This is a genomic window from Ruegeria sp. HKCCA4008 (assembly GCF_013033125.1).
In the GTDB taxonomy this organism is placed as follows: domain Bacteria; phylum Pseudomonadota; class Alphaproteobacteria; order Rhodobacterales; family Rhodobacteraceae; genus Ruegeria.
In genome coordinates this window covers 477,118-499,319 of record NZ_WQDM01000002.1, presented here as the reverse complement: position 1 = coordinate 499,319, position 22,202 = coordinate 477,118, and the positions used below count along the sequence as shown (strand labels likewise).

At 57.7% G+C, this 22,202-nt stretch carries 19 protein-coding genes and 3 tRNA genes; 10 read left to right on the top strand and 12 right to left on the bottom strand.

All coding sequences use genetic code 11. The features are described 5' to 3' along the window. Positions 1–43 precede the first annotated feature (43 nt). Entirely contained in the window at positions 44–1,048 is a 1,005-nt protein-coding gene (gene gap, locus GOW60_RS06715; protein ID WP_152457870.1) for a type I glyceraldehyde-3-phosphate dehydrogenase, read from the top strand. On the opposite strand, the gene coaD is transcribed toward gap, so the two are convergent. The 3 genes from coaD to GOW60_RS06700 form a co-directional block, all read right to left on the bottom strand. Then, a complete protein-coding gene (gene coaD, locus GOW60_RS06710) occupies positions 1,040–1,531 on the bottom strand; it encodes a pantetheine-phosphate adenylyltransferase (RefSeq protein WP_171228681.1) in 492 nt (163 codons plus the stop codon). The genes gap and coaD overlap by 9 nt on opposite strands. Positions 1,532–1,616: 85 nt before the next feature. Then, a complete protein-coding gene (locus GOW60_RS06705) occupies positions 1,617–2,054 on the bottom strand; it encodes a CBS domain-containing protein (protein WP_171168312.1) in 438 nt (145 codons plus the stop codon). Positions 2,055–2,114: 60 nt separating this feature from the next. Beyond that, entirely contained in the window at positions 2,115–3,017 is a 903-nt protein-coding gene (locus GOW60_RS06700) for a LysR family transcriptional regulator (RefSeq protein ID WP_152457867.1), read from the bottom strand. Positions 3,018–3,121: 104 nt separating this feature from the next. Here GOW60_RS06700 and GOW60_RS06695 point away from each other — a divergent pair, with 104 nt between their 5' ends. Beyond that, positions 3,122–4,621, top strand: coding sequence for a CoA-acylating methylmalonate-semialdehyde dehydrogenase (locus tag GOW60_RS06695; RefSeq protein ID WP_152457866.1), 1,500 nt, complete (start codon positions 3,122–3,124; stop codon positions 4,619–4,621). A gap of 203 nt (positions 4,622–4,824) precedes the next feature. After that, positions 4,825–5,409: a L,D-transpeptidase gene (locus GOW60_RS06690; RefSeq protein WP_171116564.1), complete on the top strand. Its 585-nt coding sequence runs from the start codon at positions 4,825–4,827 to the stop codon at positions 5,407–5,409. A 68-nt stretch (positions 5,410–5,477) separates the two neighbouring features. Here the strand turns inward: GOW60_RS06690 and GOW60_RS06685 are convergent, their stop codons facing one another. Further along, the gene (locus GOW60_RS06685; protein WP_171228680.1) at positions 5,478–5,954 is read right to left on the bottom strand and encodes a fasciclin domain-containing protein; all 477 of its coding nucleotides are present in this window, start codon (positions 5,952–5,954) and stop codon (positions 5,478–5,480) included. Between the two features lie 71 nt (positions 5,955–6,025). Then, positions 6,026–6,877 carry a class I SAM-dependent methyltransferase gene (locus GOW60_RS06680; protein WP_171228679.1) on the bottom strand — a complete coding sequence of 284 codons (852 nt, stop codon included), beginning with the start codon at positions 6,875–6,877 and terminating at the stop codon, positions 6,026–6,028. Positions 6,878–7,014: 137 nt separating this feature from the next. Here GOW60_RS06680 and GOW60_RS06675 point away from each other — a divergent pair, with 137 nt between their 5' ends. The 5 genes from GOW60_RS06675 to GOW60_RS06655 all read left to right on the top strand — a co-directional run bounded on the left by GOW60_RS06675 (position 7,015) and on the right by GOW60_RS06655 (position 11,573). Beyond that, positions 7,015–8,130: a carboxylate-amine ligase gene (locus tag GOW60_RS06675; protein WP_152457862.1), complete on the top strand. Its 1,116-nt coding sequence runs from the start codon at positions 7,015–7,017 to the stop codon at positions 8,128–8,130. Between the two features lie 112 nt (positions 8,131–8,242). Then, a complete protein-coding gene (locus tag GOW60_RS06670) occupies positions 8,243–9,385 on the top strand; it encodes an acyl-CoA dehydrogenase family protein (protein ID WP_152457861.1) in 1,143 nt (380 codons plus the stop codon). 7 nt (positions 9,386–9,392) lie between these two features. Next, positions 9,393–10,433, top strand: a complete 1,041-nt coding sequence (locus GOW60_RS06665) for an enoyl-CoA hydratase/isomerase family protein (protein WP_171228678.1) — start codon at positions 9,393–9,395, stop codon at positions 10,431–10,433. A gap of 3 nt (positions 10,434–10,436) precedes the next feature. Beyond that, complete coding sequence (gene mmsB / locus GOW60_RS06660; RefSeq protein ID WP_171228677.1) at positions 10,437–11,309, top strand: 3-hydroxyisobutyrate dehydrogenase; 873 nt, start codon at positions 10,437–10,439, stop codon at positions 11,307–11,309. A gap of 72 nt (positions 11,310–11,381) precedes the next feature. Then, positions 11,382–11,573 carry a DUF2892 domain-containing protein gene (locus GOW60_RS06655; protein ID WP_152457858.1) on the top strand — a complete coding sequence of 64 codons (192 nt, stop codon included), beginning with the start codon at positions 11,382–11,384 and terminating at the stop codon, positions 11,571–11,573. A gap of 37 nt (positions 11,574–11,610) precedes the next feature. Here GOW60_RS06655 and uvrA read toward each other — a convergent pair whose 3' ends face one another. The 3 genes from uvrA to GOW60_RS06640 all read right to left on the bottom strand — a co-directional run bounded on the left by uvrA (position 11,611) and on the right by GOW60_RS06640 (position 14,844). After that, positions 11,611–14,469 carry an excinuclease ABC subunit UvrA gene (gene uvrA / locus GOW60_RS06650; RefSeq protein WP_171228676.1) on the bottom strand — a complete coding sequence of 953 codons (2,859 nt, stop codon included), beginning with the start codon at positions 14,467–14,469 and terminating at the stop codon, positions 11,611–11,613. A 177-nt stretch (positions 14,470–14,646) separates the two neighbouring features. Beyond that, positions 14,647–14,723: transfer RNA gene (locus GOW60_RS06645), tRNA-Asp, on the bottom strand. A gap of 44 nt (positions 14,724–14,767) precedes the next feature. Continuing rightward, positions 14,768–14,844: transfer RNA gene (locus GOW60_RS06640), tRNA-Asp, on the bottom strand. A gap of 180 nt (positions 14,845–15,024) precedes the next feature. On the opposite strand from GOW60_RS06640, the gene GOW60_RS06635 reads away from it, so the two are divergent. Both GOW60_RS06635 and GOW60_RS06630 read left to right on the top strand, forming a co-directional pair. Then, positions 15,025–15,099: transfer RNA gene (locus GOW60_RS06635), tRNA-Val, on the top strand. Between the two features lie 112 nt (positions 15,100–15,211). Then, complete coding sequence (locus tag GOW60_RS06630) at positions 15,212–16,798, top strand: APC family permease (RefSeq protein ID WP_171228675.1); 1,587 nt, start codon at positions 15,212–15,214, stop codon at positions 16,796–16,798. A 44-nt stretch (positions 16,799–16,842) separates the two neighbouring features. Here GOW60_RS06630 and lon read toward each other — a convergent pair whose 3' ends face one another. The 4 genes from lon to GOW60_RS06610 form a co-directional block, all read right to left on the bottom strand. Then, positions 16,843–19,251 carry an endopeptidase La gene (gene lon / locus GOW60_RS06625; protein WP_171228674.1) on the bottom strand — a complete coding sequence of 803 codons (2,409 nt, stop codon included), beginning with the start codon at positions 19,249–19,251 and terminating at the stop codon, positions 16,843–16,845. A gap of 223 nt (positions 19,252–19,474) precedes the next feature. Further along, a complete protein-coding gene (locus tag GOW60_RS21395) occupies positions 19,475–19,882 on the bottom strand; it encodes a DUF6636 domain-containing protein (protein WP_171228673.1) in 408 nt (135 codons plus the stop codon). A gap of 91 nt (positions 19,883–19,973) precedes the next feature. Further along, positions 19,974–21,104, bottom strand: coding sequence for a tRNA guanosine(34) transglycosylase Tgt (tgt, locus tag GOW60_RS06615; protein WP_171228672.1), 1,131 nt, complete (start codon positions 21,102–21,104; stop codon positions 19,974–19,976). A gap of 63 nt (positions 21,105–21,167) precedes the next feature. After that, positions 21,168–22,079 carry a nucleoside hydrolase gene (locus GOW60_RS06610; RefSeq protein ID WP_171204688.1) on the bottom strand — a complete coding sequence of 304 codons (912 nt, stop codon included), beginning with the start codon at positions 22,077–22,079 and terminating at the stop codon, positions 21,168–21,170. Between the last annotated feature and the right edge of the window lie 123 nt (positions 22,080–22,202).

The window sequence follows — 22,202 nt, the reverse complement described above, 5'->3', positions numbered from 1 at the left end:
TAGCGCTAACTCATCTTGCTGAGACATTTGGACGGAGCAGACCATGACCTTGAAACTGGCGATCAACGGATTTGGACGGATCGGGCGCGGGGTTCTGCGCGCGGTGATGGAAAGCGGACGTACGGACGTCGAGATCGTCGCGATCAACGATCTTGGCAAACCCGAAATGAACGCGCACCTGTTTGAATTTGACAGCGTTCACGGCCGCTACCCCAACCCGGTTACGCTCAGCGATGCAGGTCTGGACGTGGGTCGTGGACCAATTCGGCTGAGCAGCGAGCGCAACCCCGAGGATCTGCCCTGGTCGGATATTGACGTCGTTCTGGAATGTACGGGTGTTTTCCGTACGCGCGAAGCGGCGGAACGTCACTTCAAGAACGGATCCAGGAAAGTTCTGATCTCTGCTCCGGCCAGAGGTGACGGCGGTGTGAAAACCATCGTCTTTGGCGTCAACGATGGTGAGCTGACCGCCGATGATCTGGTGGTGTCAAACGCGTCTTGCACCACCAACTGCCTGTCTCCTGTTGCTGCCGCTCTGGATGCCGGCCTTGGTATCAAGCACGGCAACATGACCACGGTTCACGCTTACACTGCCAGCCAGCCGGTGCATGATACAGTGGGTAAAGATCCCTACCTGTCCCGAGCGGCGGCGCTGTCGATGATCCCTACGACAACCGGTGCGGCCGCTGCAGTGGGGCTGGTGCTGCCGCAACTCAAAGGAAAACTGACCGGTCAGGCCATCCGCGTTCCAACCCCCAATGTCTCGGTCGTTGATCTTGTGGCCGAGGTTTCACGCCCGACGACTGAAGAAGAGGTCAACCAACTGTTCGTCGATGCGGCTGCCAAAATCCCCGGCGTTCTTGCCGCGGAAAGCCGTCCTCTGGTTTCCATCGACTTCAATCACGACCCGCACAGCTCGACCGTGTCACTGGCTGAAACCAAAGTCACTGATGGCACGCTGGTTCGTGTGCTGGCGTGGTATGACAATGAATGGGGCTTTTCGAACCGGATGCTGGATACGGCGGCCGCAATGGGTGCCCTAGCCTAACCTTTTTTTCAGCGCATCATTGACACGGGGCGTGACGAATTTCGACACGTCCCCGTTCAGCCGGGCGATTTCCTTCACCAGCTTGGACGCGATCGCCTGATGGCGCGCTTCGGCCATCAGGAACACGGTCTCGATCGAATCGTCCAGAGCCCGGTTCATGCCGACCATCTGAAATTCGTATTCGAAATCGGCAACCGCACGCAGGCCGCGCACGATGATTTGCGCGCCGACATCCCGCGCACAATCAATCAGCAGGTTTTCGAAAGGATGCGCGATGATTTCGGTTCCGGTCTGCTCGGACAGCTGGGCGCATTCCGCTTCGATCATGGCCACGCGCTCTTCCAGCGAGAACAGAGGGCCCTTGTCCCGGTTGATGGCCACACCGATAACCAGTTTGTCCACCAAAGCTGCCGCCCGACGGATGATATCGATGTGCCCCATGGTGATGGGATCAAAGGTTCCAGGATACAATCCAACCCGCATCGCGCCCTCCTGCGCAACAAAATTTCTGCGCAAGCAAACATAACTTTGCTGCAGGTGCAAGTAATTGCTTGGGCAACCCTTGCCGTCAGTGCCCCATTATCATGCCTTCAAGGGCATCTTTTTCCATCGCAAGTTCGGAAAGCTGAGCCTTCACCACATCACCCAAAGTGACAATGCCTACAAGTTTTCCATCTTCAACCACCGGCATGTGGCGAAAGCGCCCCTCTGTCATACGGGACATAATGTCTTCCACGGTGGTCTGGCGCGTCGCCGTGACGAGGTCTTGGGTCATATAAGACTTTACCGGTTGGTTCAGACAACCACTGCCGCTGGCCGCCAGTTCCCGGACGATGTCTCGTTCCGACAGGATGCCGGCCGCGGTTTCGCCACCGTCGTCGGAAACAACGACCGTTCCGATCCGCTTGTCCGCAAGAATCTTCGAGGCCTCTGAGATTGTCGCCGTTGACGCCACGGTCACGACACCATCTGTCGCTTTGGACTTCAGGATGGCCTGGACTAGCATGAAGAATACCTCCGGAATAATAACACTTATTCCAAAGCGTTGCGCGATTGCCGCGACCTGTCAAGCGTCGGGACCTGCTTCCAAACGAAGCACTTCATCGCGAATACCGCGTGTCAGGGCATCCGCAAAGCGGTTCAACCGCTCGTTGCGCTGGTCACCTTGATGCCTGACCAGATAGAAGCTGCGCGTCAAACTCACTTGATCCGTCAGGATTTTCCGAAGCCCCGGGTGGAACGGCAACGTGAAATCATGCGCCACGCAAACCCCTGTTCCCAGGCAGACCTGCCGCAGTTGAACCGATACCGAATTCGATGCAAGAGCGACACGGTCAACGCCAATGTCATTCAGGTAGTCAAGTTCCCGGTCAAAGATCATATCAGGGATATAGCCGATCAACCTGTGGCCCTTCAGGTCAGCTATGCTCCGGATCGGATCATGTCGCTTCAGATACTCTTCGGTCGCGACCATGTGCAGCTTGTAGTCGCTGATTTTCTTCACCAGCAGCTGACCGGCGGTCGGCGCACTGACCGTAACCGCCATATCCGCCTCGCGACGGGACAGGTTGATCACACGCGGAAGCGCAAGGATCTGAATGTCCAGATCAGGGTTTGCGTCGCTGATTTTGGCACACACCTGCGGCAGCAGATAGTTGGCACTGCCGTCCGGCGCACCAATCCGGATTTGCCCGCTCAGGGTTTTCGTTGGTCCTGTTACCGCCCCGGCCGCCGCGCGCATCGCCTCTTCTGCGTGCAGCCCGTGTTCCAACAGCCGCTGGCCCGCCGGGGTCAGAACATAGCCTTGCTGCGACTTGGTGAACAATGTGGAATCCAGCGTCGCCTCCAGGCGCGCAATGCGTCGACCGACGGTGGCAGGGTCGATCTTCAGGATACGACCAGCGGAAGACAGGCTTTCCTCGCGCGCGACAGCCAGGAAAATCCGCATATCATCCCAATTTGGGGTCATTTTGAACCCTTTTGCATTTTTGCAAAACTCTTTTGAGACATTGCCTCTGTTCGCGGGATTTCTGCAAGCCTATTCTGCGCGCAAATCTATCGGAGGAGCTATTGATGCAAGACCTGACCCATTTCCTGAACGGCGAAATGGTCGCCGGAACGTCCGGTCGTTTCGACGACGTCTACAACCCGGCAACGGGTGAAGTTCAATACAAGTGCCCGATGGCCAGTGCAGCGGAAACCACCGCCGCGATCGAGGCCGCCGCCGCCGCCCAGCCCGCATGGGGCGCAACCAACCCGCAAAAGCGCGCGCGCGTCATGATGGCCATGGTCGGCCTGATGAACCGCGATATGGACAAACTGGCCGAAGCGCTGAGCCGCGAGCACGGCAAAACCATCCCCGACGCCAAGGGTGATTTGCAGCGTGGTCTGGAAGTGATCGAATACTGCATTGGCGCACCGCAGATGCTGAAAGGTGAGTTTACCGACAGCGCGGGCCCCGGCATTGACATGTATTCCATGCGCCAGCCTTTGGGTGTTGTCGGCTCGATCATGCCGTTCAACTTTCCGGCCATGATGCCGCTCTGGCACGTTGGCCCTGCTCTGGCTTGCGGTAACGCCGTTGTTCTGAAACCGTCGGAACGCGACCCGTCCGTGCCGCTGATGCTGGCTGAACTGTTCGTCGAAGCCGGCCTGCCCAAAGGCGTTTTCCAGGTCGTGAACGGCGACAAGGAAGCCGTCGACACCATCCTCGACAGCGAGATCATCCAGGGCGTCAGCTTTGTGGGTTCAACCCCGATCGCACAGTATATCTACAGCCGCGCAACCGCGAATGGGAAACGGGCACAGTGCTTCGGCGGTGCCAAGAACCACATGATCGTCATGCCCGACGCCGATCTGGATCAGGCGGCGGACGCGCTGGTTGGCGCCGGTTTCGGTGCGGCCGGCGAACGTTGCATGGCCGTTTCGGTTGCTGTTCCCGTGGGTGAAGAGACCGCGGACGCACTGATCGAAAAACTGGTGCCGCGCATCGAAAAGCTGAAGGTTGGCCCCTATACTGCCGGCGATGATGTCGACATGGGCCCGGTTGTGACCGCCGCCGCGAAACAGCGCATTCTGGGCCTGATCAATTCAGGCGTCGAACAGGGGGCGAAACTGGTTGTCGACAACCGCGACTTCAGCCTGCAAGGCTATGAGGACGGCTTCTTTGTCGGCCCCCACCTGTTCGACCACGTGACGCCCGAGATGGACATCTATAAACAGGAAATCTTTGGCCCGGTTCTGTCCACCGTGCGCGCGGGTTCGTACGAAGAGGCCCTTAAACTGGCGATGGATCACGAATACGGAAACGGCACCGCGATCTTTACCCGCGATGGCGATACCGCACGTGACTTTGCCAGCCGTGTGAACATCGGAATGGTCGGCATCAATGTTCCGATTCCGGTTCCGCTGGCCTATCACACCTTCGGCGGTTGGAAGAAATCCATGTTTGGCGATCTGAACCAGCACGGCCCGGACAGCTTCAAGTTCTACACCCGCACCAAAACCGTGACCGCACGCTGGCCGTCGGGCATCAAGGAAGGTGGCGAGTTCAACTTCAAAGCAATGGACTGATCCCACAGTTTCCTGACGCTTGAAGCCCGGCCCGTTAAATGGCCGGGCTTTTTGCATCTTTCCGCCGAAAACCAGCTTTCGTCCGCTCGGTCACAGGAAATTCAAGTGGTTCACTCTGGAAAAATTCAACCAACACCCATATTTTGGCGTGAACGATGTACTGAGCAGTGAACTTATCGGAGGCAACCTTGTCCCAATCCCGTATGACCCGTCGCTCTGCCTTGCTGGGCGTGGCTTCTTTGGTGGCAACACCTGCCCTTGTTCGGGCACAAAGCACGGATGCTTTCCCTGAAACGGAAGACGCGATCAGTACGCAATTGCCAGTCCGACGCAATATATCGTCCTTCTCGCAGCAGAACTGGCAGGACCATTTCGATGAATTGGGCGTTGGTTGCCTGTTGGCCGATATCACCAGCCGCGCCGTCCATTACTGGGGGCCTGACGGCACATACAAACTGTACCCAAGTTCCGTACCCATGAGCGAAGAGCTTACCAAACGCGGGTACACGAAAGTTGTGCGTAAGACGGAATTCCCAAGCTGGACACCTACGGCATCAATGCGCGAACGTGATCCTTCTCTGCCGCTTCGGATGGAAGGTGGCGATCCCGGCAACCCACTGGGAACCCGCGCCATGTATCTGGGTTGGCCTGCCTATCTTGTCCATGGCACGCACGACACCCGCAAGATCGGTCGTCAGAGCTCGTCAGGTTGCATTGGCCTGTACAACCAGCATGTAGAAGAGCTGTATCCGCTGGTGAAAGTTGGCACACAGGTTCGACTGGTCTGATCCACCCGGGCTGAAAAGCAAAAGCCCCAGTCGGTCGCCGGGGCTTTCTTGTCTTCGGAAGACGACGTTTATTCCGGCAGGATCACGGCATCGACGACGTGGATGACGCCATTGCTGGCTTCAATGTCGGCCTGTACGACTTTGGCGTCGTTCACTTTCACGCCGTTTTTGGCGTTGACGCTCAGCCGGTCGCCCTGAACAGTCAGAACCTTGGCGCGTTTGCCCGCGATATCACCGGACATAACCTTGGCCGGTACCACGTGATAGGTCAGAATCGCGACCAACTGATCTTTGTTTTCTGGTTTCAAAAGCGTCTCGACAGTGCCTTCAGGAAGCGCAGCAAAAGCTTCGTCCGTGGGTGCAAATACGGTGAACGGACCATCACCTTTCAGGGTGTCAACCAAGCCTGCAGCCTGAACGGCGGCGACCAGAGTGTTGAACGACCCGGCGGCAACGGCGGTGTCGACGATGTCAGCGGCCTGAGCCTTGAGCGGCATAGCGAATGCAAGTGCGGCGGCTGCGCTCATGAATGTACGACGGAACATAGCTGTCTTCTCCTCTCCAGCGTGTTATGGAAAGGGTTACGGACCTTTTGCCGCAATGGATCACTTTGGTTTCAGTTTTCTTTGAGCTGCACCCAGATGCTTTGCGCCCGCCCCTCGGCCAGGAACGGCAAGGCAACAACGGCATCAGGCCGATCCTGTTGCAGGTAATATCCCGGCCAAAGCATTGAATACGCGCCAGATTGCAGCAAGCTGTGCAATACGTACTGCTCTCCCCAGCCCGGACAATCATAGAAGAAGCGCTTGGGATATTCGTAGGGCAAAAAAACATCGTGAACGTGGATCACCACCCCGGGGTTCAGCGACGGTATAATGCGGCAGAACAGATGGGCGACGTCATTGCTCATCCGCACAACATGGCTGGAGTCGATGAACAGAATGTCTCCGGCCTCCAGCTCTGCGAACAGTGCCGGGTCTGTTTCTTCAAGACGTTTTTGTTCGAACCGGTCGACCACATGGGCGATATCGGCGCGTGGGTACGGATCAACCGCGGTAATGGTGGTATCCAGATTGCCATCGATGATTGCCTGACGGGTCACACGGGTGGAATTGCCGCAACCGACCTCGATCACGCGTTTGGGCTGAAAACGGCGGATCATCAGATACAACGCATCCGCATCCGGGCTGTCATAGTAACCATTGCCCGTACGATAACCGGTCTGGTTGCGTGCGGGATCTTTCAGCGCCTCCAGGGCGGCTTTGTGACGCTCGTATTCCGCCACAAGTTGAGAGATGTCGAACCCTTCCATCCCTGGCGACAACGCATAGGCGGGGCGCGTCAACCCACCCGCCGCTTCGAAGGCTTCCAGCCGCGCCCGTTCATCCTGTTCCGCAACTCTGTCGACCAGTTTCACCCCCAATTCTTCAAGGGCGGCGTTGATCTTCGGGAATTTTCTGGGTTTCAAGGCGCTGGCTCCGCGATCTGTGATGCAATGTTCCTTACCGTTGCGAACCGTTTCTCTGCAAGGGCAAGCCTGTCAAACCCTTGGCAAAACGTAAATTTCCGTATTCACTGATGGGACTGACAACTGCGAGGGCCCCCATGCAGCAGGAATTTACACTCGGGATCGAAGAAGAATACCTGTTGGTGGATCGTGACAGCCTGCAATTGTCCGAAGCCCCCGAAGCGCTGATGGCGGCCTGCCAAAGCGATTTCGAAGGTCAGGTCAGCCCCGAGTTCCTGCAATGTCAAATCGAGGTTGGAACCAGACCGCACGCCACGGTCGCTTCGGCGCGCGAAGACCTGAAGCGGCTGCGGTCATGCGTGTCGAAACGGGCTGCTGAATACAACCTGTCCCCTATCGCCGTCTCGTGCCACCCTTTTGCCAACTGGAAGGATCAACACCACACGCGGAAAGAACGCTATGACGCGCTGCAACATGCATTGGGCGGCGTTGCCCGGCGGATGCTGATCTGCGGGATGCATGTACATGTCGGGGTCGAGGACCCTGCCTTGCGTGCCGATCTGATGCCGCAACTGTCATACTTTCTTCCTCATCTTCTGGCGTTGTCCACATCTTCGCCCTATTGGAACGGCGAGGATACCGGCCTGTCTTCATACCGGTTGACGGTGTTCGACAACCTGCCCCGCACCGGGCTGCCACCCGTGTTCGCTAGCTGGGGCGAGTACGAACGGAACACAGGCATTCTGGTCGAGCTTGGGGTCATCGAAGACACCACCAAGATTTGGTGGGATCTGCGCCCCTCCCATCGTTTCCCAACTCTGGAAACGCGGATCATGGATGTTCAACCCCGTCTGGAACACACTTTGTCGTTGGCCGCACTGGTTCAGGCATTGACCCGGATGCTGTGCCGTCTGAAAGACCGCAACCTGCGCTGGCGGCAATATGATCGTTTCCTGATCGGTGAAAACCGCTGGCGCGCGCAGCGCTACGGAGTGGGTGAAGGGCTGATCGATTTCGGCGACCGTTCGGTCAAGCCCATGTCTGAACTGATCGGCGACCTCATGGGGTTGTTGGCAGAAGACACCGAAGCACTTGGCACGATGACCGAGCTTGCACGGCTCAGGCAGATTGCTGAAAACGGCACTTCCGCCACGCGCCAACGCCGTATTCATGCCGAGGCATCAGCGCGCGGTGATGATCCGGGGCAAGCCGTCGTGCGCCACCTGATCGAGGAGTTTCACGCCGATCTCTGAACGTTTCCGGCTTGTGACCCGTTTCAACCGACTCATTGTTGCGCCTGCAAAATTTCTGTAAGAATTCAGAAATAAACAACCGTTCAATTCATTGCCGACGGGAGGGAGCGTCATGGATTTCGCACTCAGCGAGGAGCAAACAGCCATATTCGACATGGCGCACGCGTTCGGGCAGGAAAACATCGCCCCCTTTGCGCGCCAGTGGGAAGCGGACGGAACCATTCCCAAAACCCTGTGGCCCCAGATAGGCGAGCTTGGTTTCGGCGCGCTGTACGTATCCGAGGAAAGCGGAGGGTCAAATCTGACCCGCCTGGATGCCACGCTGGTTTTCGAGGCGCTGTCGATGGCCTGCCCGTCGGTCGCCGCCTTCCTGTCGATCCACAACATGTGCGCCAAGATGTTGGACAATTTCGCGGATGACGACCTAAAGGCGCGCATCATGCCGGATGTTCTGAGCCTGAATACGGTTCTGAGCTATTGCCTGACCGAACCCGGTTCCGGCTCTGACGCGGCGGCCTTGAAAACCCGCGCCGAACGCACCAACGAAGGATATACGTTGAACGGTACCAAGGCGTTCATTTCGGGCGGTGGCTATTCGGATGCCTATGTTTGCATGGTACGCACCGGTCAGGACGGGCCCAAGGGGATCTCGACCGTATATGTCGAGGACGGCACGCCGGGGCTCAGCTTTGGGGCGCTGGAGCAGAAAATGGGCTGGAAAAGCCAACCCACTGCGCAGGTTCAGTTCGACGACTGCAAAATTCCCGCAGGCAACCTCGTGGGCACCGAAGGCGACGGCTTCAAATACGCGATGATGGGCCTCGATGGCGGGCGGCTCAATATCGCGGCCTGTTCTCTTGGGGCTGCTCAGGCCGGGCTGGATATGACCCTGCAATACATGTCCGAGCGCAAGGCGTTCGGCCAATCCATCGATCAGTTCCAGGCCCTTCAGTTCCGTCTGGCGGATATGGAGATCGAATTACAGGCCGCCCGCACCTTCCTGCGTCAGGCGGCATGGAAACTGGACAACGGCGCGCCCGATGCCACGAAATTCTGTGCGATGGCGAAGAAATTCGTAACCGAAACCGGGTCGAAGGTGGTGGATCAGTGCCTGCAACTGCATGGCGGGTACGGATATCTTGCGGATTACGGCATCGAAAAGCTTGTGCGCGATCTTCGCGTGCATCAGATTTTGGAAGGCACGAACGAGATTATGCGCGTGATCGTCGCGCGCCAACTGCTCGCCAATCGCTGAGGCCCCGATGTCAGACATTGAAATCCGCAACACAGGCCGTGCCGGTCGCATCACCCTGACCCGTCCCCATGCGCTGAACGCGTTGAGCTATGACATGTGCATGGCCATCGACACGGCGATGCGCAACTGGCGGGAAGACGATGCCGTTGACCTGATCGTTCTGGACGCTGAAGGAGAAAAAGCATTTTGTGCAGGGGGTGACATTGCCGAACTTTATGAAACGGGCACCAAGGGCAATTATGCGTATGGTCAGAAGTTCTGGCGTGATGAATATCGTCTGAATGCCCTTATCTTCGAATATCCCAAACCAGTCATCAGTTTTCTTCAGGGGTTTACCATGGGCGGGGGTGTCGGCATCGGCTGCCATGGCAGCCACCGTGTCGTCGGAGAAAGCTCCAGGATTGCCATGCCCGAATGCTCGATTGGCTTGATTCCGGATGTCGGCGGGTCATTGATGCTGGCCCTTGCACCGGGGCGACTGGGTGAATTCCTTGGGACCACGGGCTTCAGGATGGGGCCTGCGGACGCGATCTTTGCGGGGTTTGCCGACCATTTCATCCCCCAGTCGCAATGGTCTGACCTGATCGAAATTCTGGAAGCGTCTGGAAATGCCGAACTGGTGGCCGAACATTCCGAAACGCCACCCAATGGTGAATTGGCAGGGGCGCTGACGGACATCGACAATCATTTTTCCGGTGAAACTCTGGGCGACATCCTGATCAGCCTGCGCAATGACGGTCAGGAATTTGCAGACAAAACTCTGGAAAAAATTACGAAAAACGCACCGCTTTCCGTGGCCTGCACGATCGAGATGCTGCACCGTCTGCGTGGCCCCTCGCTTACCATGCGGCGCGCGTTGGAGATGGAATACCGCTTTACCCACCGGGCGATGGAGCATGGTGACTTTCTGGAAGGTATCCGCGCGCAGATCATAGACAAAGACCGCAACCCGAACTGGCAGTTTTCCGATATGGACGTCCCCCTGGTGGCCGTCTCGAAAATGTTGCAGCCATTGGGTGCGGACACCCTGACATTCGAGGAGGACTGAGAGATGCAGATCGGGTTCATAGGGCTGGGAAACATGGGGGCGCCCATGGCGGCCAATCTGGCAAAGGCCGGCCATCAGGTTCTCGGATTCGACACGGCCGGCGTTGCCGTTGACGGGGTGACTCAAGCCGATACCGCGACCGAAGCCGTCGCCTCTGCCGATGCAGTCATAACCATGCTGCCGAATGGCGCCATCCTGCGGGCCGTTGCAGATCAGATCATTCCCGCCATGGCGAAGGGTGCCGTGCTGATCGATTGTTCGACAGTTGACGTGGACAGCGCACGCGCAGTCGCGGAACAGGCCAGCGGCGCTGGTCTGCTGTTCGTTGACGCTCCGGTTTCGGGGGGTGTCGGCGGCGCGGCAGGTGGCACCCTGACATTCATGGCCGGCGGGTCAGACGACGCCTTTGCAAAGGCGGCTCCTTTGTTCGACATCATGGGGCAGAAAGCGGTTCACTGCGGCGAAGCCGGAGCCGGCCAGGCCGCCAAGATCTGCAACAACATGATCCTCGGCGTGACCATGATCGCCACGTGCGAGGCCTTTGCCCTGGCCGACAAACTGGGTCTGGACCGCCAAAAGATGTTCGATGTGGTCAGCACCTCATCGGGGTACAGCTGGACGATGAACGCCTATTGCCCTGCCCCGGGCGTTGGCCCGCAAAGCCCAGCCGACAATGACTATACGCCTGGATTTGCAGCCGAGTTGATGCTGAAGGACCTGCGCCTCAGCCAACAGGCTGCATCCAGTGCGGATGCGGATACACCGATGGGACAAGCCGCGACTGCCCTTTACGAGCAGTTCGTCGAAAACGAGGACGGTCTGGGCCGCGATTTCAGCGCCATGCTGCCTCGGTTTGAAAAGCGTGGTCGAAGTTGATCCAAGTCATATTCCACTCATGGAATGCTTTATATCCAAAGGGTGCAACCTTTTGGAAAGGATTCTTACGTGATGACCAAAAACATGGGTGGGCTCGACAAAACGCTTCGGATCGCATTAGGCGCCGCGCTTATTCTGGGCGCTCTGTTGGGATACGGAACCTGGATGTGGATCGGCATCGTGCCGTTGGTCACCGGTCTGCTGAATTCATGCCCGATATACTCGGTGTTGGGCATCAGCACCTGCCCAACCAAGAAAAACTGATTGGACAGGCGGTGGAGCGACGGCAGCCTGAAGCCGCCTACTCCGCCGCCACCCGATCCGGGTTGAGCATGGTTTTCAGATACCTACCGGTATGGCTGCGTTCGACTTGAGCGATTTCTTCGGGTGCTCCGACGGCTACGATCTCACCACCGCCGTCGCCGCCTTCAGGCCCGATGTCGATGATGTGGTCGGCGGTTTTCACCACGTCCAGATTGTGTTCGATCACCACGACGGTATTGCCCTGATCTACCAATTCATGCAGCACTTCCAACAGCTTGCGTACATCTTCGAAATGCAGACCCGTGGTCGGTTCGTCCAGGATATAGAGCGTCCGCCCGGTTGACCGTTTCGACAGTTCCTTGGACAGTTTGACACGCTGCGCCTCGCCACCCGACAGCGTGGTCGCCTGTTGACCCACCTTGATATAGCCAAGACCAACGCGGGCCAGCGCATCCATCTTGTCGCGGATTGATGGCACCGCCTTGAAGAATTCCTGCGCGTCTTCCACCGTCATATCAAGCACATCCGCAATGGACTTGCCCTTGAACTTGATCTCGAGCGTCTCGCGATTGTACCGCGCGCCCTTGCAGGTTTCGCAGGTGACATAGACGTCGGGAAGGAAGTGCATCTCGATCTTGATGACGCCGTCCCCCTGACAGGCCTCACAGCGGCCGCCCTTCACGTTGAAGCTGAAACGGCCCGGCTTGTATCCTCGCGCTTTCGCCTCGGGCAGCCCGGCGAACCAGTCTCGGATCGGAGTGAAGGCCCCGGTATAGGTTGCCGGATTCGACCGCGGAGTCCGCCCGATCGGGCGTTGATCGATATCGATGACCTTGTCCAGATGCTCCAAACCCTTGATTGTCTCACACGGCGCAGGCGTCTGCCGCGCGCCATTCAGGCGCATCGAGGCGGTCTTGAACAACGTCTCAATCGTCAGGGTCGACTTACCGCCGCCAGATACACCCGTGACACAAACAAACTTGCCCAAAGGAAATTCGGCCGTCACGTTCTTGAGGTTGTTGCCCGAAGCCTTTACCACCGTTACCTTTTTCTTGTTCCCCTTGCGCCGCTCGGCGGGCACCGGAATCTCGCGAACGCCCGACAGGTACTGCCCCGTGATCGAGGCCGCATCGGCCGCGATCTGCTCGGGCGTGCCGTGGCTGACCACCTGCCCGCCATGAACGCCGGCGCCGGGGCCAATGTCGAACACATAATCGGCTTCGCGGATGGCTTCCTCGTCATGTTCGACAACAATCACGGTGTTGCCCTGATCCCGCAGATTCTTGAGCGTACCAAGCAACCGGTCATTGTCACGCTGGTGCAAGCCGATCGAGGGCTCGTCCAATACGTAAAGAACCCCGGTCAAGCCCGATCCGATCTGGCTGGCCAGCCGGATGCGCTGGCTTTCACCGCCTGACAGGGTTCCACTTGAACGCGACAGCGTAAGGTATTCCAAACCAACATTATTCAGGAATCCCAGCCGCTCGCGGATTTCCTTCAGAATGGCCCGGGCGATCTCATTCTTCTGAGCGCTCAGATGGTTCGGAGCATCCTCGATCCAGGCAAGCGCCTCGCGGATCGACATTTGCACCACCTGACCGACATGCAGCCCCGCGATCTTCACGGCCAAGGCTTCGGCGCGCAGACGATACCCTTCGCAGGTGCCGCATGGGCGGTTGTTTTGGTACCGTTCGAATTCCTCACGTATCCACGCGCTATCCGTTTCGCGATAACGCCGTTCCATATTCGGAATCACGCCTTCGAAGCTGCGTGTCACCTGGTACACCCGTCCGCCCTCGTCATAGCGGAACTGGATTTCCTCATCGCCCGAACCCCGCAGGAACACCTGCTGCACTTTGCCGGGCAGGTCTTTCCAGGGCGTGTTCTTGTCAAACTCATAATGACGCGCGATGGCCTCGATGGTCTGAAGGAAATAGGGCGACTTGCCTTTCCTCCATGGTGCCAGGGCCCCGTCATACAGTTTCAGCGTCTGATCCGGCACCACGAGACGTTCGTCAAAGAACAGCTCGACCCCCAAGCCGTCACAATCCGGGCAGGCTCCGAATGGCGCATTGAACGAAAACAGGCGCGGTTCGATCTCGGGGATGGTGAAACCGCTGACCGGGCAGGCAAAATTCTCGCTGAAGGTAATTCGTTCCGGCTCTCCTTCTCGTGGGGCGGTTTCCAGAATCGCGATTCCGTCCGCCAGATCCAGAGCGGTGCGCAGGCTATCGGCCAATCGCGTTTCCATGCCTTCACGAACAACCAGGCGGTCAACCACAACGTCGATATCGTGACGGAACTTCTTGTCCAATGTCGGGGGTTGATCCAGTTCATGGAACTCACCATCCACCTTCACGCGCTGGAACCCCTGCTTGCGCAGTTCCAGAAATTCCTTCCGGTACTCACCTTTGCGGTCGCGCACGATCGGAGCCAGCAGATAACCCCGCGTACCCTCCTCCATCGCCATGATGCGGTCGACCATGTCCTGCACCTGTTGCGCCTCGATCGGCTGGCCGGTAGCCGGGCTGTACGGCGTACCTGCGCGGGCAAAGAGCAGACGCAGATAGTCATAGATCTCGGTGACGGTTCCCACAGTCGAACGCGGGTTCTTCGAGGTCGTTTTCTGTTCAATGGAGATCGCCGGAGACAGTCCACTGATATGGTCGACATCAGGCTTTTCCATCATGTCGAGAAACTGCCGCGCATAGGCGGACAGGCTTTCGACATAACGGCGCTGACCTTCGGCATAAATCGTGTCGAACGCCAGCGACGACTTGCCCGAACCGGACAGCCCGGTGATCACCACCAACTGATCCCGAGGGATATCGACATCGATGCCCTTGAGGTTATGCTCGCGCGCGCCGCGCACCTCTATATTCTTCAGCTCAGCCATTTCCGGCCCCCAACAAACAAGTGGTTTAGAGATAGGCGAGCTTGCCCGAGTCTCCAACAGAAAAGTTAGAACATTTAGTGAACATACAGGTTTTCGCCTACCAAATCAAACGATGGGCATGGAATCGAACAACTCAATGCCTGGCTATCTGGCGAACCCATGATTTTGAGAAGAAAATGGCGCGGTTGACGGGGCTCGAACCCGCGACCCCCGGCGTGACAGGCCGGTACTCTAACCAACTGAGCTACAACCGCGCATCTATTTCATGGCCTTTGCCCTGGACCAAGGTAGGCAGCGATGGCGCGGTTGACGGGGCTCGAACCCGCGACCCCCGGCGTGACAGGCCGGTACTCTAACCAACTGAGCTACAACCGCCCGCTGCATGTTCATTGCTGAACGTTTGGGTGTATTATGGCCACGCTCGGGCAGCGTCAAGCGGCGTTTTGCAGTTTTTTATCAGAATCCAGTTTTTTGTTTGCTCGCTGTTTTTTGCCCTCGCGAATTGTTCAATTTCGCTTGCAGCGCCCTGCCGGGGAAGATATGACCGCGTGTCATGGGTGATTAGCTCAGTGGTAGAGCGCTTCGTTCACATCGAAGATGTCAGGAGTTCAAATCTCTTATCACCCACCACCTCCTTTTCGGATTTTCGCTTGGAACCAGCGGGCTTGCCATGTTGCACGTTCGGTGGCTATCGTGCCCTATTTGGCCTGACAACAGGCCACGCACAAAGGCTGAGGTCACCATGACGGGGTTGAAGCGCGACATTGGCCTTCTGGGACTGACCTTCATTTCAGTCGGAGGAATCATCGGCTCGGGCTGGTTATTCGGCCCCCTTCTGGCCGTTCAGCATGCAGGGCCCGCGGCCACGATCTCGTGGATAATCGGCGCGGTTGCCATGTTCATTTTGGCCATCACCTTCGCAGAGATTTCCGCCATGCTGCCCATTCCCGGAGGGATCGCGCGCGTGCCTCAGTTTTCGCATGGCAACATCGTATCGATGGCCATGGGATGGACTGCCTGGATCGGCTACAACACCACTGCGCCCATCGAAGTCGAGGCCATGCTGAAATACCTGACGCCGTATGCGCCTTGGCTGCATACGGCCGAGACAGGTGATTTGACCGGGGCGGGTATTTTCGTTGCGCTGGTTTTCATGCTGCTGTTCGTCGCGGTGAATGCGCTTGGGGTCAAGTTCTTCACGCGCGTCAATGCTGCGCTAACCTGGGCCAAGATCACCATACCAGTTGTCCTGTCCATTCTGCTTGTCGCAAGCCGGTTCAACATCGAGAACTTCACCCAACCGGATGGTTTTGCGCCCTACGGCGCGCAGGGTATCATGGCCGCCGTTTCCACCGGGGGCGTTATTTTTTCATTCATCGGCTTTCGCCATGTGGTTGATATGGCTGGCGAAGTTCGAAATCCGAAATTTGCGATTCCGGCCGCATTGGTGTTGTCGATTGTTCTGTGCGCCGTCATCTACCTTGGTCTGCAAGTGGCCTTCATCGGTGCGCTGGACCCATCCATGCTGTCCAAAGGATGGGCGCAGTTGAGCTTTGGGGGCGAAGGACCACTGGACGCCATCATCATGTCTGTCGGGCTGGTCTGGTTTCTGAGCCTGCTGAATGTCGGATCCGTGATAGGACCCTTTGGAAACGGGCTGGTCGCAACCGGGTCGAACGCCCGTATCGCCCTCGCCCTTTCAAAAAACCGTTTCCTGCCCAAACGGTTGCAGGTTTTGTCGTCATTCGGGGTTCCACTGTGGGCGCTGGGGCTGAACTTTCTGATCGGAACGGTTTTCCTGCTGACAGTACCCTTTACCACCGTCATTGCCCTGAACGGTGCGGCCATCGTTTTGTCATTCGCCGTCGGGCCCATAGCCGTGGTTTGCCTGAGAAACCTAATGCCAGATCATCCCAGATCGATCCGAATACCGGCCGTGCGTCTTGTCGCGCTGACGGCCTTCGCCATCGCCACGATGATCGTGTATTGGAGCGGATGGGACACGGTCTGGCGGCTTGGCATCGCGCTGATTGTCGGGAAAATTCTGTTGCTGATCCGGTTCCGGGGACGTTTGGACGAAATGGACGTTACCGAGGCCCTGTGGCTTGTGCCTTATTTCTCAGGTCTTGGGCTGATCTCATTCCTTGGGCAATTCGGAGCCGGATCGTTGAAGCAGATCCCGTTTGGCTGGGACCTTCTGCTTTGCATCCTGTTTTCGTCGATCATTTTCGTTCTTGCCGTCCGCTCGGCGCTGCCATCGAAAAAGTTCAATGAATATATAGCCGAAGAAGAAATACTTGATCCAAAGCAACCCGTCATTGGATTGTAAAAAAGGCAGGGCATTCGCCCCGCCTTTTCATTCGCTCAATCTGCTTAGTGTGCCGTGGCCGATGGCCCAGTCGCCTCTGACGAGGCTGCGGCGGCTGCGGCGGCCTCCTCGGCGGCTTCGTCCCATTCAACCGGCTCCGGTGTACGAACCAGAGAATGCGCAAGAACCTCCGAGACGTGCTTGACCGGGATGATCTTCAAGCCATCCTTCACATTGTCCGGGATATCCGCCAGGTCCTTTTCGTTTTCCTCTGGGATCAGGACCGTCTTGATACCACCGCGCAACGCAGCCAGCAGTTTCTCCTTCAAGCCGCCAATCGGCATTGCGTTCCCGCGCAACGAAACCTCGCCCGTCATGGCGATATCCTTGCGAACAGGAATGCCCGACAGAACCGATACGATCGATGTCACCATCGCCAGACCCGCTGACGGACCATCCTTGGGCGTTGCGCCATCCGGCACGTGCACATGGATGTCGATCTTGTCGAACTGAGGCGGTTTGACTCCGATCTTGGGAGAAATCGACCGCACATATGACGACGCCGCATCGATGGATTCTTTCATCACATCGCCCAGCTTGCCTGTCGTCTTCATCCGACCTTTGCCGGGAAGCTTCAGCGCCTCGATATGCAGCAGATCGCCCCCGACCGAGGTCCAGGCCAAACCGGTCACGACACCGACCTGATCGTCCTGTTCGGCCAGACCGTAACGGAACTTTGGCACGCCCAGGAATTCATCCAGGTTTTCAGGCGTGACCGTAACGGTTTCCGCCTCTTTCTTGATGATCTTGGTCAGCGCCTTCCGTGCCACCTTGGCGATTTCGCGCTCCAGGTTCCGCACACCGGCCTCGCGGGTGTAGGTGCGGATTATCTTTTGCAGCGCGTCATCGGTCAGCTCAAATTCCTTGGTTTTCAGACCATGGTTTTTGACCTGCTTGGCGATCAGATGCTGCTTGGCGATCTCGCGCTTTTCATCCTCGGTATAGCCAGCCAGTGGGATGATCTCCATCCGGTCCAGCAACGGCCCGGGCATGTTATAGCTGTTGGACGTGGTCAGGAACATCACGTTCGACAGGTCATATTCGACCTCAAGATAGTGATCCATGAACGTGTTGTTCTGTTCCGGGTCCAACACCTCGAGCATCGCCGAGGCCGGGTCACCACGGAAGTCCTGCCCCATCTTGTCGATTTCATCGAGCAGGATGAGCGGGTTCGTGGTTTTCGCCTTTTTCAGCGCCTGGATGATCTTGCCGGGCATCGAACCGATATAGGTCCGGCGGTGGCCGCGGATCTCGGATTCGTCGCGCACCCCACCCAAGCTAATGCGAATGAACTCGCGCCCCGTGGCCTTGGCGACGGATTTACCCAAGCTGGTCTTGCCCACGCCCGGAGGGCCAACAAGGCACAGGATCGGGCCTTTCAGCTTTTTCGAACGCTGCTGAACGGCGAGATATTCGACGATCCGCTCCTTGACCTTTTCAAGGCCATAGTGATCGGCGTCCAGTATATCCTGCGCGCGACCCAGATCCTTTTTGACGCGGGATTTGGTACCCCACGGCAAAGACAGAATCCAATCCAGATAATTGCGCACCACGGTTGCTTCGGCTGACATGGGCGACATGTTCTTGAGCTTCTTCAGCTCGCCTTCCGCCTTCTCGCGCGCTTCCTTCGACAGCTTGGTCTCGGCGATCTTGGCTTCCAGTTCGGCGATCTCGTTCGCGCCGTCCTCGCCATCGCCAAGCTCTTTCTGAATGGCCTTCATCTGCTCATTCAGATAATACTCGCGCTGGGTCTTCTCCATCTGGGATTTGACGCGGGTCTTGATCTTTTTCTCGACCTGCAGAACCGACATTTCGCCCTGCATCAGGCCATAGACTTTTTCAAGCCGCTCGCTGACGCTGAGTGTTTCCAGCAGGTCCTGCTTTTGTTCGACCTCGATGCCCAGATGGCCCGACACAAGGTCGGCCAGCTTTGCCGGCTCGGTGGTTTCACCCACAGCCGTCAGCGCTTCTTCGGGGATGTTCTTGCGCACTTTGGCATAGCGCTCGAACTCGTCCGCGACGGTGCGCAACAGGGCTTCGGTCGTGGTGACGTCACCCGGGATTTCGGTCAGATATTCCGCCCGCGCCTCGAAAAACTCTTCGTTTTCAAGAAACTCGGTGATCTGCACGCGCGCCTGCCCTTCGACAAGCACCTTGACGGTGCCGTCGGGCAGTTTCAGCAGCTGCAACACATTGGCCAGAACACCGGACTGGTAAATACCGTTCTCATCCGGGTCGTCGACGCTGGGGTCGATCTGGCTGGACAGCAGAATTTGTTTGTCATCCTGCATCACCTCTTCCAGCGCGCGTACCGATTTGTCTCGGCCCACGAAAAGCGGCACGATCATATGTGGGAACACCACGATATCGCGCAGCGGCAGGACGGGGTATGAGGAATTCAGAGGCTCTTGCATGCTCTATCCTTATCGTTGGCAAGATGGCGCTTGTCCCTCATCGAGGCAACATCCGGCCATCTCCTGTCTTGGACGATAAAGGTGGGGCCTCATCGCCCTTTTTCAACCTTATCGCCATGTATCGTATCGCAGCATGAACCGAGGTTTTCGGGACTGCAAGATGTCCCGGGAACATATCCACCGAAATTAGTGCAACATGCATATGCAATGCGCAAATTCAGGGTCAGAACACCTGCTGCACTGCCCGGGACAGAAAAAAACCGTGGCCATCCAGGTTGCGACATTCCAGACCTTTCGTGGAGGAGGTGCAGGTAAATCCTCCGAACCGACCGGTTACACCGTATTCCGCACGGTCAAATCCGTCCCGGCTCCGGTTCAGTGGCTGGCACAGCAATTCTACGGGACCGGTGTCGAACATCTGAAAATCATGCCCCCAGTCAGATTGACAGTTCGCGGGGCGCGGCAACGCTGGAGGGCCGTATCTTTCTATGATCGTACACCGAATGTCCGAGGACTCGGCGCTTTCCCCCACCGAACACTGAATGTTTTCGGATGGGGTTTCAAAGGTCCAGACGTAAGCAACGGAAGGGGATGCGCAAAAAATGACTGCGCCGAGTAAAAAGCGGAACATTAAAAATTCTCCGGGTGACAAACAAAACAACTTTGAACAAAGTGGTTTCAGAATACCGGAAAACCCCGCAATTGTCACCTGAACGGACAGGTTACAGGGGTTCGATATCGCCTTGCGCGCGTTGCGCGTGGAACGCGGCCTGCCACGCCTCGAATGAGCCTTCAGCGATAGCGTCCCGCATGCCCTGCATGATTTCCTGAAAGTAATGCAGGTTGTGCCAGGTCAGCAACATGCCCGAGATCATCTCGTTGGCGCGGAACACATGGTGCAGGTAGGCACGTGAATAGTTCGAACAGGCCGGGCAAGAACAGTTTTCATCCAGCGGGCGCGGATCCTCCGCATGACGCGCGTTCTTGATGTTCACCACGCCGTGGCGCGTGAACACCTGCCCCGTCCGGCCCGAGCGCGAGGGCAGAACGCAATCCATCATGTCGATCCCGCGCGCCACTGCTCCGACTATGTCATCCGGCTTGCCAACGCCCATCAGGTAACGCGGCTTGTCCATGGGCAGGAAATCAGGCGCATAATCCAGACAGTCGAACATGGCCTCCTGCCCCTCGCCCACTGCCAGACCGCCAACGGCGTAGCCTTCGAAACCAATCTTCTTCAACGCCTCGGCGCTTTCTTCCCGCAGGTCCCGCTCAAGCCCGCCCTGCATGATTCCGAACAAAGCATGCCCCGGACGGTCCCCGAATGCGTCACGGGACCTCTCGGCCCAACGCATCGACAAACGCATGGACTCGGCGATCCGGTCGCGATTTGCGGGCAATGCAGGGCATTCGTCAAAGCACATCACGATGTCGGAACCCAAAAGGCGCTGAATTTCCATTGATCTTTCTGGCGTCAGCTCGTGCTTCGATCCATCAATATGGGATTTGAAGGTCACACCCTTTTCGGTCAGCTTCCGCAATCCGGCCAGCGACATGACCTGAAACCCACCTGAGTCCGTCAGGATCGGTCGGTCCCAGTTCATGAACTTGTGCAACCCGCCCAGGCGATCAATCCGCTCGGCCGTGGGGCGCAGCATCAGGTGATAGGTGTTGCCCAGCAGGATGTCGGCCCCGGTGGCCCGGACGCTTTCCGGCATCATCGCCTTGACCGTCGCGGCGGTACCAACCGGCATGAAGGCAGGTGTCCGCACCTCGCCACGCGGAGTGCTGATAACACCGGTGCGCGCCTTGCCGTCTGTGTCCTTGAGCTTGAAAGAGAATTGCTGGGTCATGTCATCGCCTCGGATCGCCGAACCGGGCAGGATTTGCCCGATCCGATCGGTCTTTGCAACCCGTCAGGGCAAGGATGCAACGCGGTCAGTAAACAGACGCACGACACCCGCCCCATCCACATCACGACAAACATGAACTGCGGGACGATCCCGGTCAGGTTGCGTCGCACCTATCCGGTCGCCTTCCGTCACAACACGCAGCCCGGTTTCGACCATGTCGAACATGGCCCCGTGCGAACAGGCGATCACGGCGGTTGAATCGTGCAGACCGCACCCTTCCAATCCGCCGATTTCTTTATAGAATTTCAGGTAAAACCGAGAGATATCACGCAGAAAAGATCCCATGCCGGGCGATTTTTGAGCCAGCGCGTCGAAATCCGCGGTCTCGTAAAGTGTTTTCAGGGTGACGTCCAAACCAACCAGCACGGTCTCGGGCGGTGCGGAAAAGACCGCATCTGCGGCAACCGCATCGTGATAGATGTTGGCTTCTGCATGGTCGGTAACGTTGCCCTTGCAGTAGACGGCACCGCCCATGATCACCAAACGGCCGAGATTACCGGCAAATTCCGGGTCCAATCGCATGGCGTTGGCAATGTTGGTCAGCGGTCCGACCGCACATACCACCAACTCGTTTTTGTGCATCCGGGCCATCTCGGCCAGAAACTCCGCGGCGGGAAGATCATGGTTCCGTCCGATCTCGGGAATCTCGGTCAGATCGCCAAACCCTTCGGGACCATGGACATGGTCCGATGGGACGTGCATGTCAGCCCCCAGAGGGAAAGGCGCGCCTTCCGCCACCGGAAGGTCCAGGCCCAGCTTGTCCAGCAGGAAACGGGCATTGCGGCTGGACTGATGAACGTGCGTATTGCCGAAAACCGTGGTCAGGCCGATCAGGTCAAATTCAGGCGCGGCGGCGGCATATGCAATCGCCATGGCATCGTCGATGCCGGGGTCTGTATCGATTATCAATTTCATCCCCGCCCGATACCGCAAACAAGCCGGGATGCAAAGCAGTCACAGCAGTTCGGCTCAATGCTGAATTCCCGTAGTGAGGCGTTTGCATCCGCCGGCTTTCCCTCCATACCAGAGTTGAAATCG

Excerpts from the sequence above, each read along its gene's own strand:
- gap (WP_152457870.1), top strand. The coding sequence starts at position 44 with ATGACCTTGAAACTGGCGATCAACGGATTTGGACGGATCGGGCGCGGG.
- coaD (WP_171228681.1), bottom strand. The coding sequence starts at position 1,531 with ATGCGGGTTGGATTGTATCCTGGAACCTTTGATCCCATCACCATGGGG.
- GOW60_RS06705 (WP_171168312.1), bottom strand. The coding sequence starts at position 2,054 with ATGCTAGTCCAGGCCATCCTGAAGTCCAAAGCGACAGATGGTGTCGTG.
- GOW60_RS06700 (WP_152457867.1), bottom strand. The coding sequence starts at position 3,017 with ATGACCCCAAATTGGGATGATATGCGGATTTTCCTGGCTGTCGCGCGC.
- GOW60_RS06695 (WP_152457866.1), top strand. The coding sequence starts at position 3,122 with ATGCAAGACCTGACCCATTTCCTGAACGGCGAAATGGTCGCCGGAACG.
- GOW60_RS06690 (WP_171116564.1), top strand. The coding sequence starts at position 4,825 with ATGACCCGTCGCTCTGCCTTGCTGGGCGTGGCTTCTTTGGTGGCAACA.
- GOW60_RS06685 (WP_171228680.1), bottom strand. The coding sequence starts at position 5,954 with ATGTTCCGTCGTACATTCATGAGCGCAGCCGCCGCACTTGCATTCGCT.
- GOW60_RS06675 (WP_152457862.1), top strand. The coding sequence starts at position 7,015 with ATGCAGCAGGAATTTACACTCGGGATCGAAGAAGAATACCTGTTGGTG.
- GOW60_RS06670 (WP_152457861.1), top strand. The coding sequence starts at position 8,243 with ATGGATTTCGCACTCAGCGAGGAGCAAACAGCCATATTCGACATGGCG.
- GOW60_RS06665 (WP_171228678.1), top strand. The coding sequence starts at position 9,393 with ATGTCAGACATTGAAATCCGCAACACAGGCCGTGCCGGTCGCATCACC.
- mmsB (WP_171228677.1), top strand. The coding sequence starts at position 10,437 with ATGCAGATCGGGTTCATAGGGCTGGGAAACATGGGGGCGCCCATGGCG.
- GOW60_RS06655 (WP_152457858.1), top strand. The coding sequence starts at position 11,382 with ATGACCAAAAACATGGGTGGGCTCGACAAAACGCTTCGGATCGCATTA.
- uvrA (WP_171228676.1), bottom strand. The coding sequence starts at position 14,469 with ATGGCTGAGCTGAAGAATATAGAGGTGCGCGGCGCGCGCGAGCATAAC.
- GOW60_RS06630 (WP_171228675.1), top strand. The coding sequence starts at position 15,212 with ATGACGGGGTTGAAGCGCGACATTGGCCTTCTGGGACTGACCTTCATT.
- lon (WP_171228674.1), bottom strand. The coding sequence starts at position 19,251 with ATGCAAGAGCCTCTGAATTCCTCATACCCCGTCCTGCCGCTGCGCGAT.
- GOW60_RS21395 (WP_171228673.1), bottom strand. The coding sequence starts at position 19,882 with ATGTTCCGCTTTTTACTCGGCGCAGTCATTTTTTGCGCATCCCCTTCC.
- tgt (WP_171228672.1), bottom strand. The coding sequence starts at position 21,104 with ATGACCCAGCAATTCTCTTTCAAGCTCAAGGACACAGACGGCAAGGCG.
- GOW60_RS06610 (WP_171204688.1), bottom strand. The coding sequence starts at position 22,079 with ATGAAATTGATAATCGATACAGACCCCGGCATCGACGATGCCATGGCG.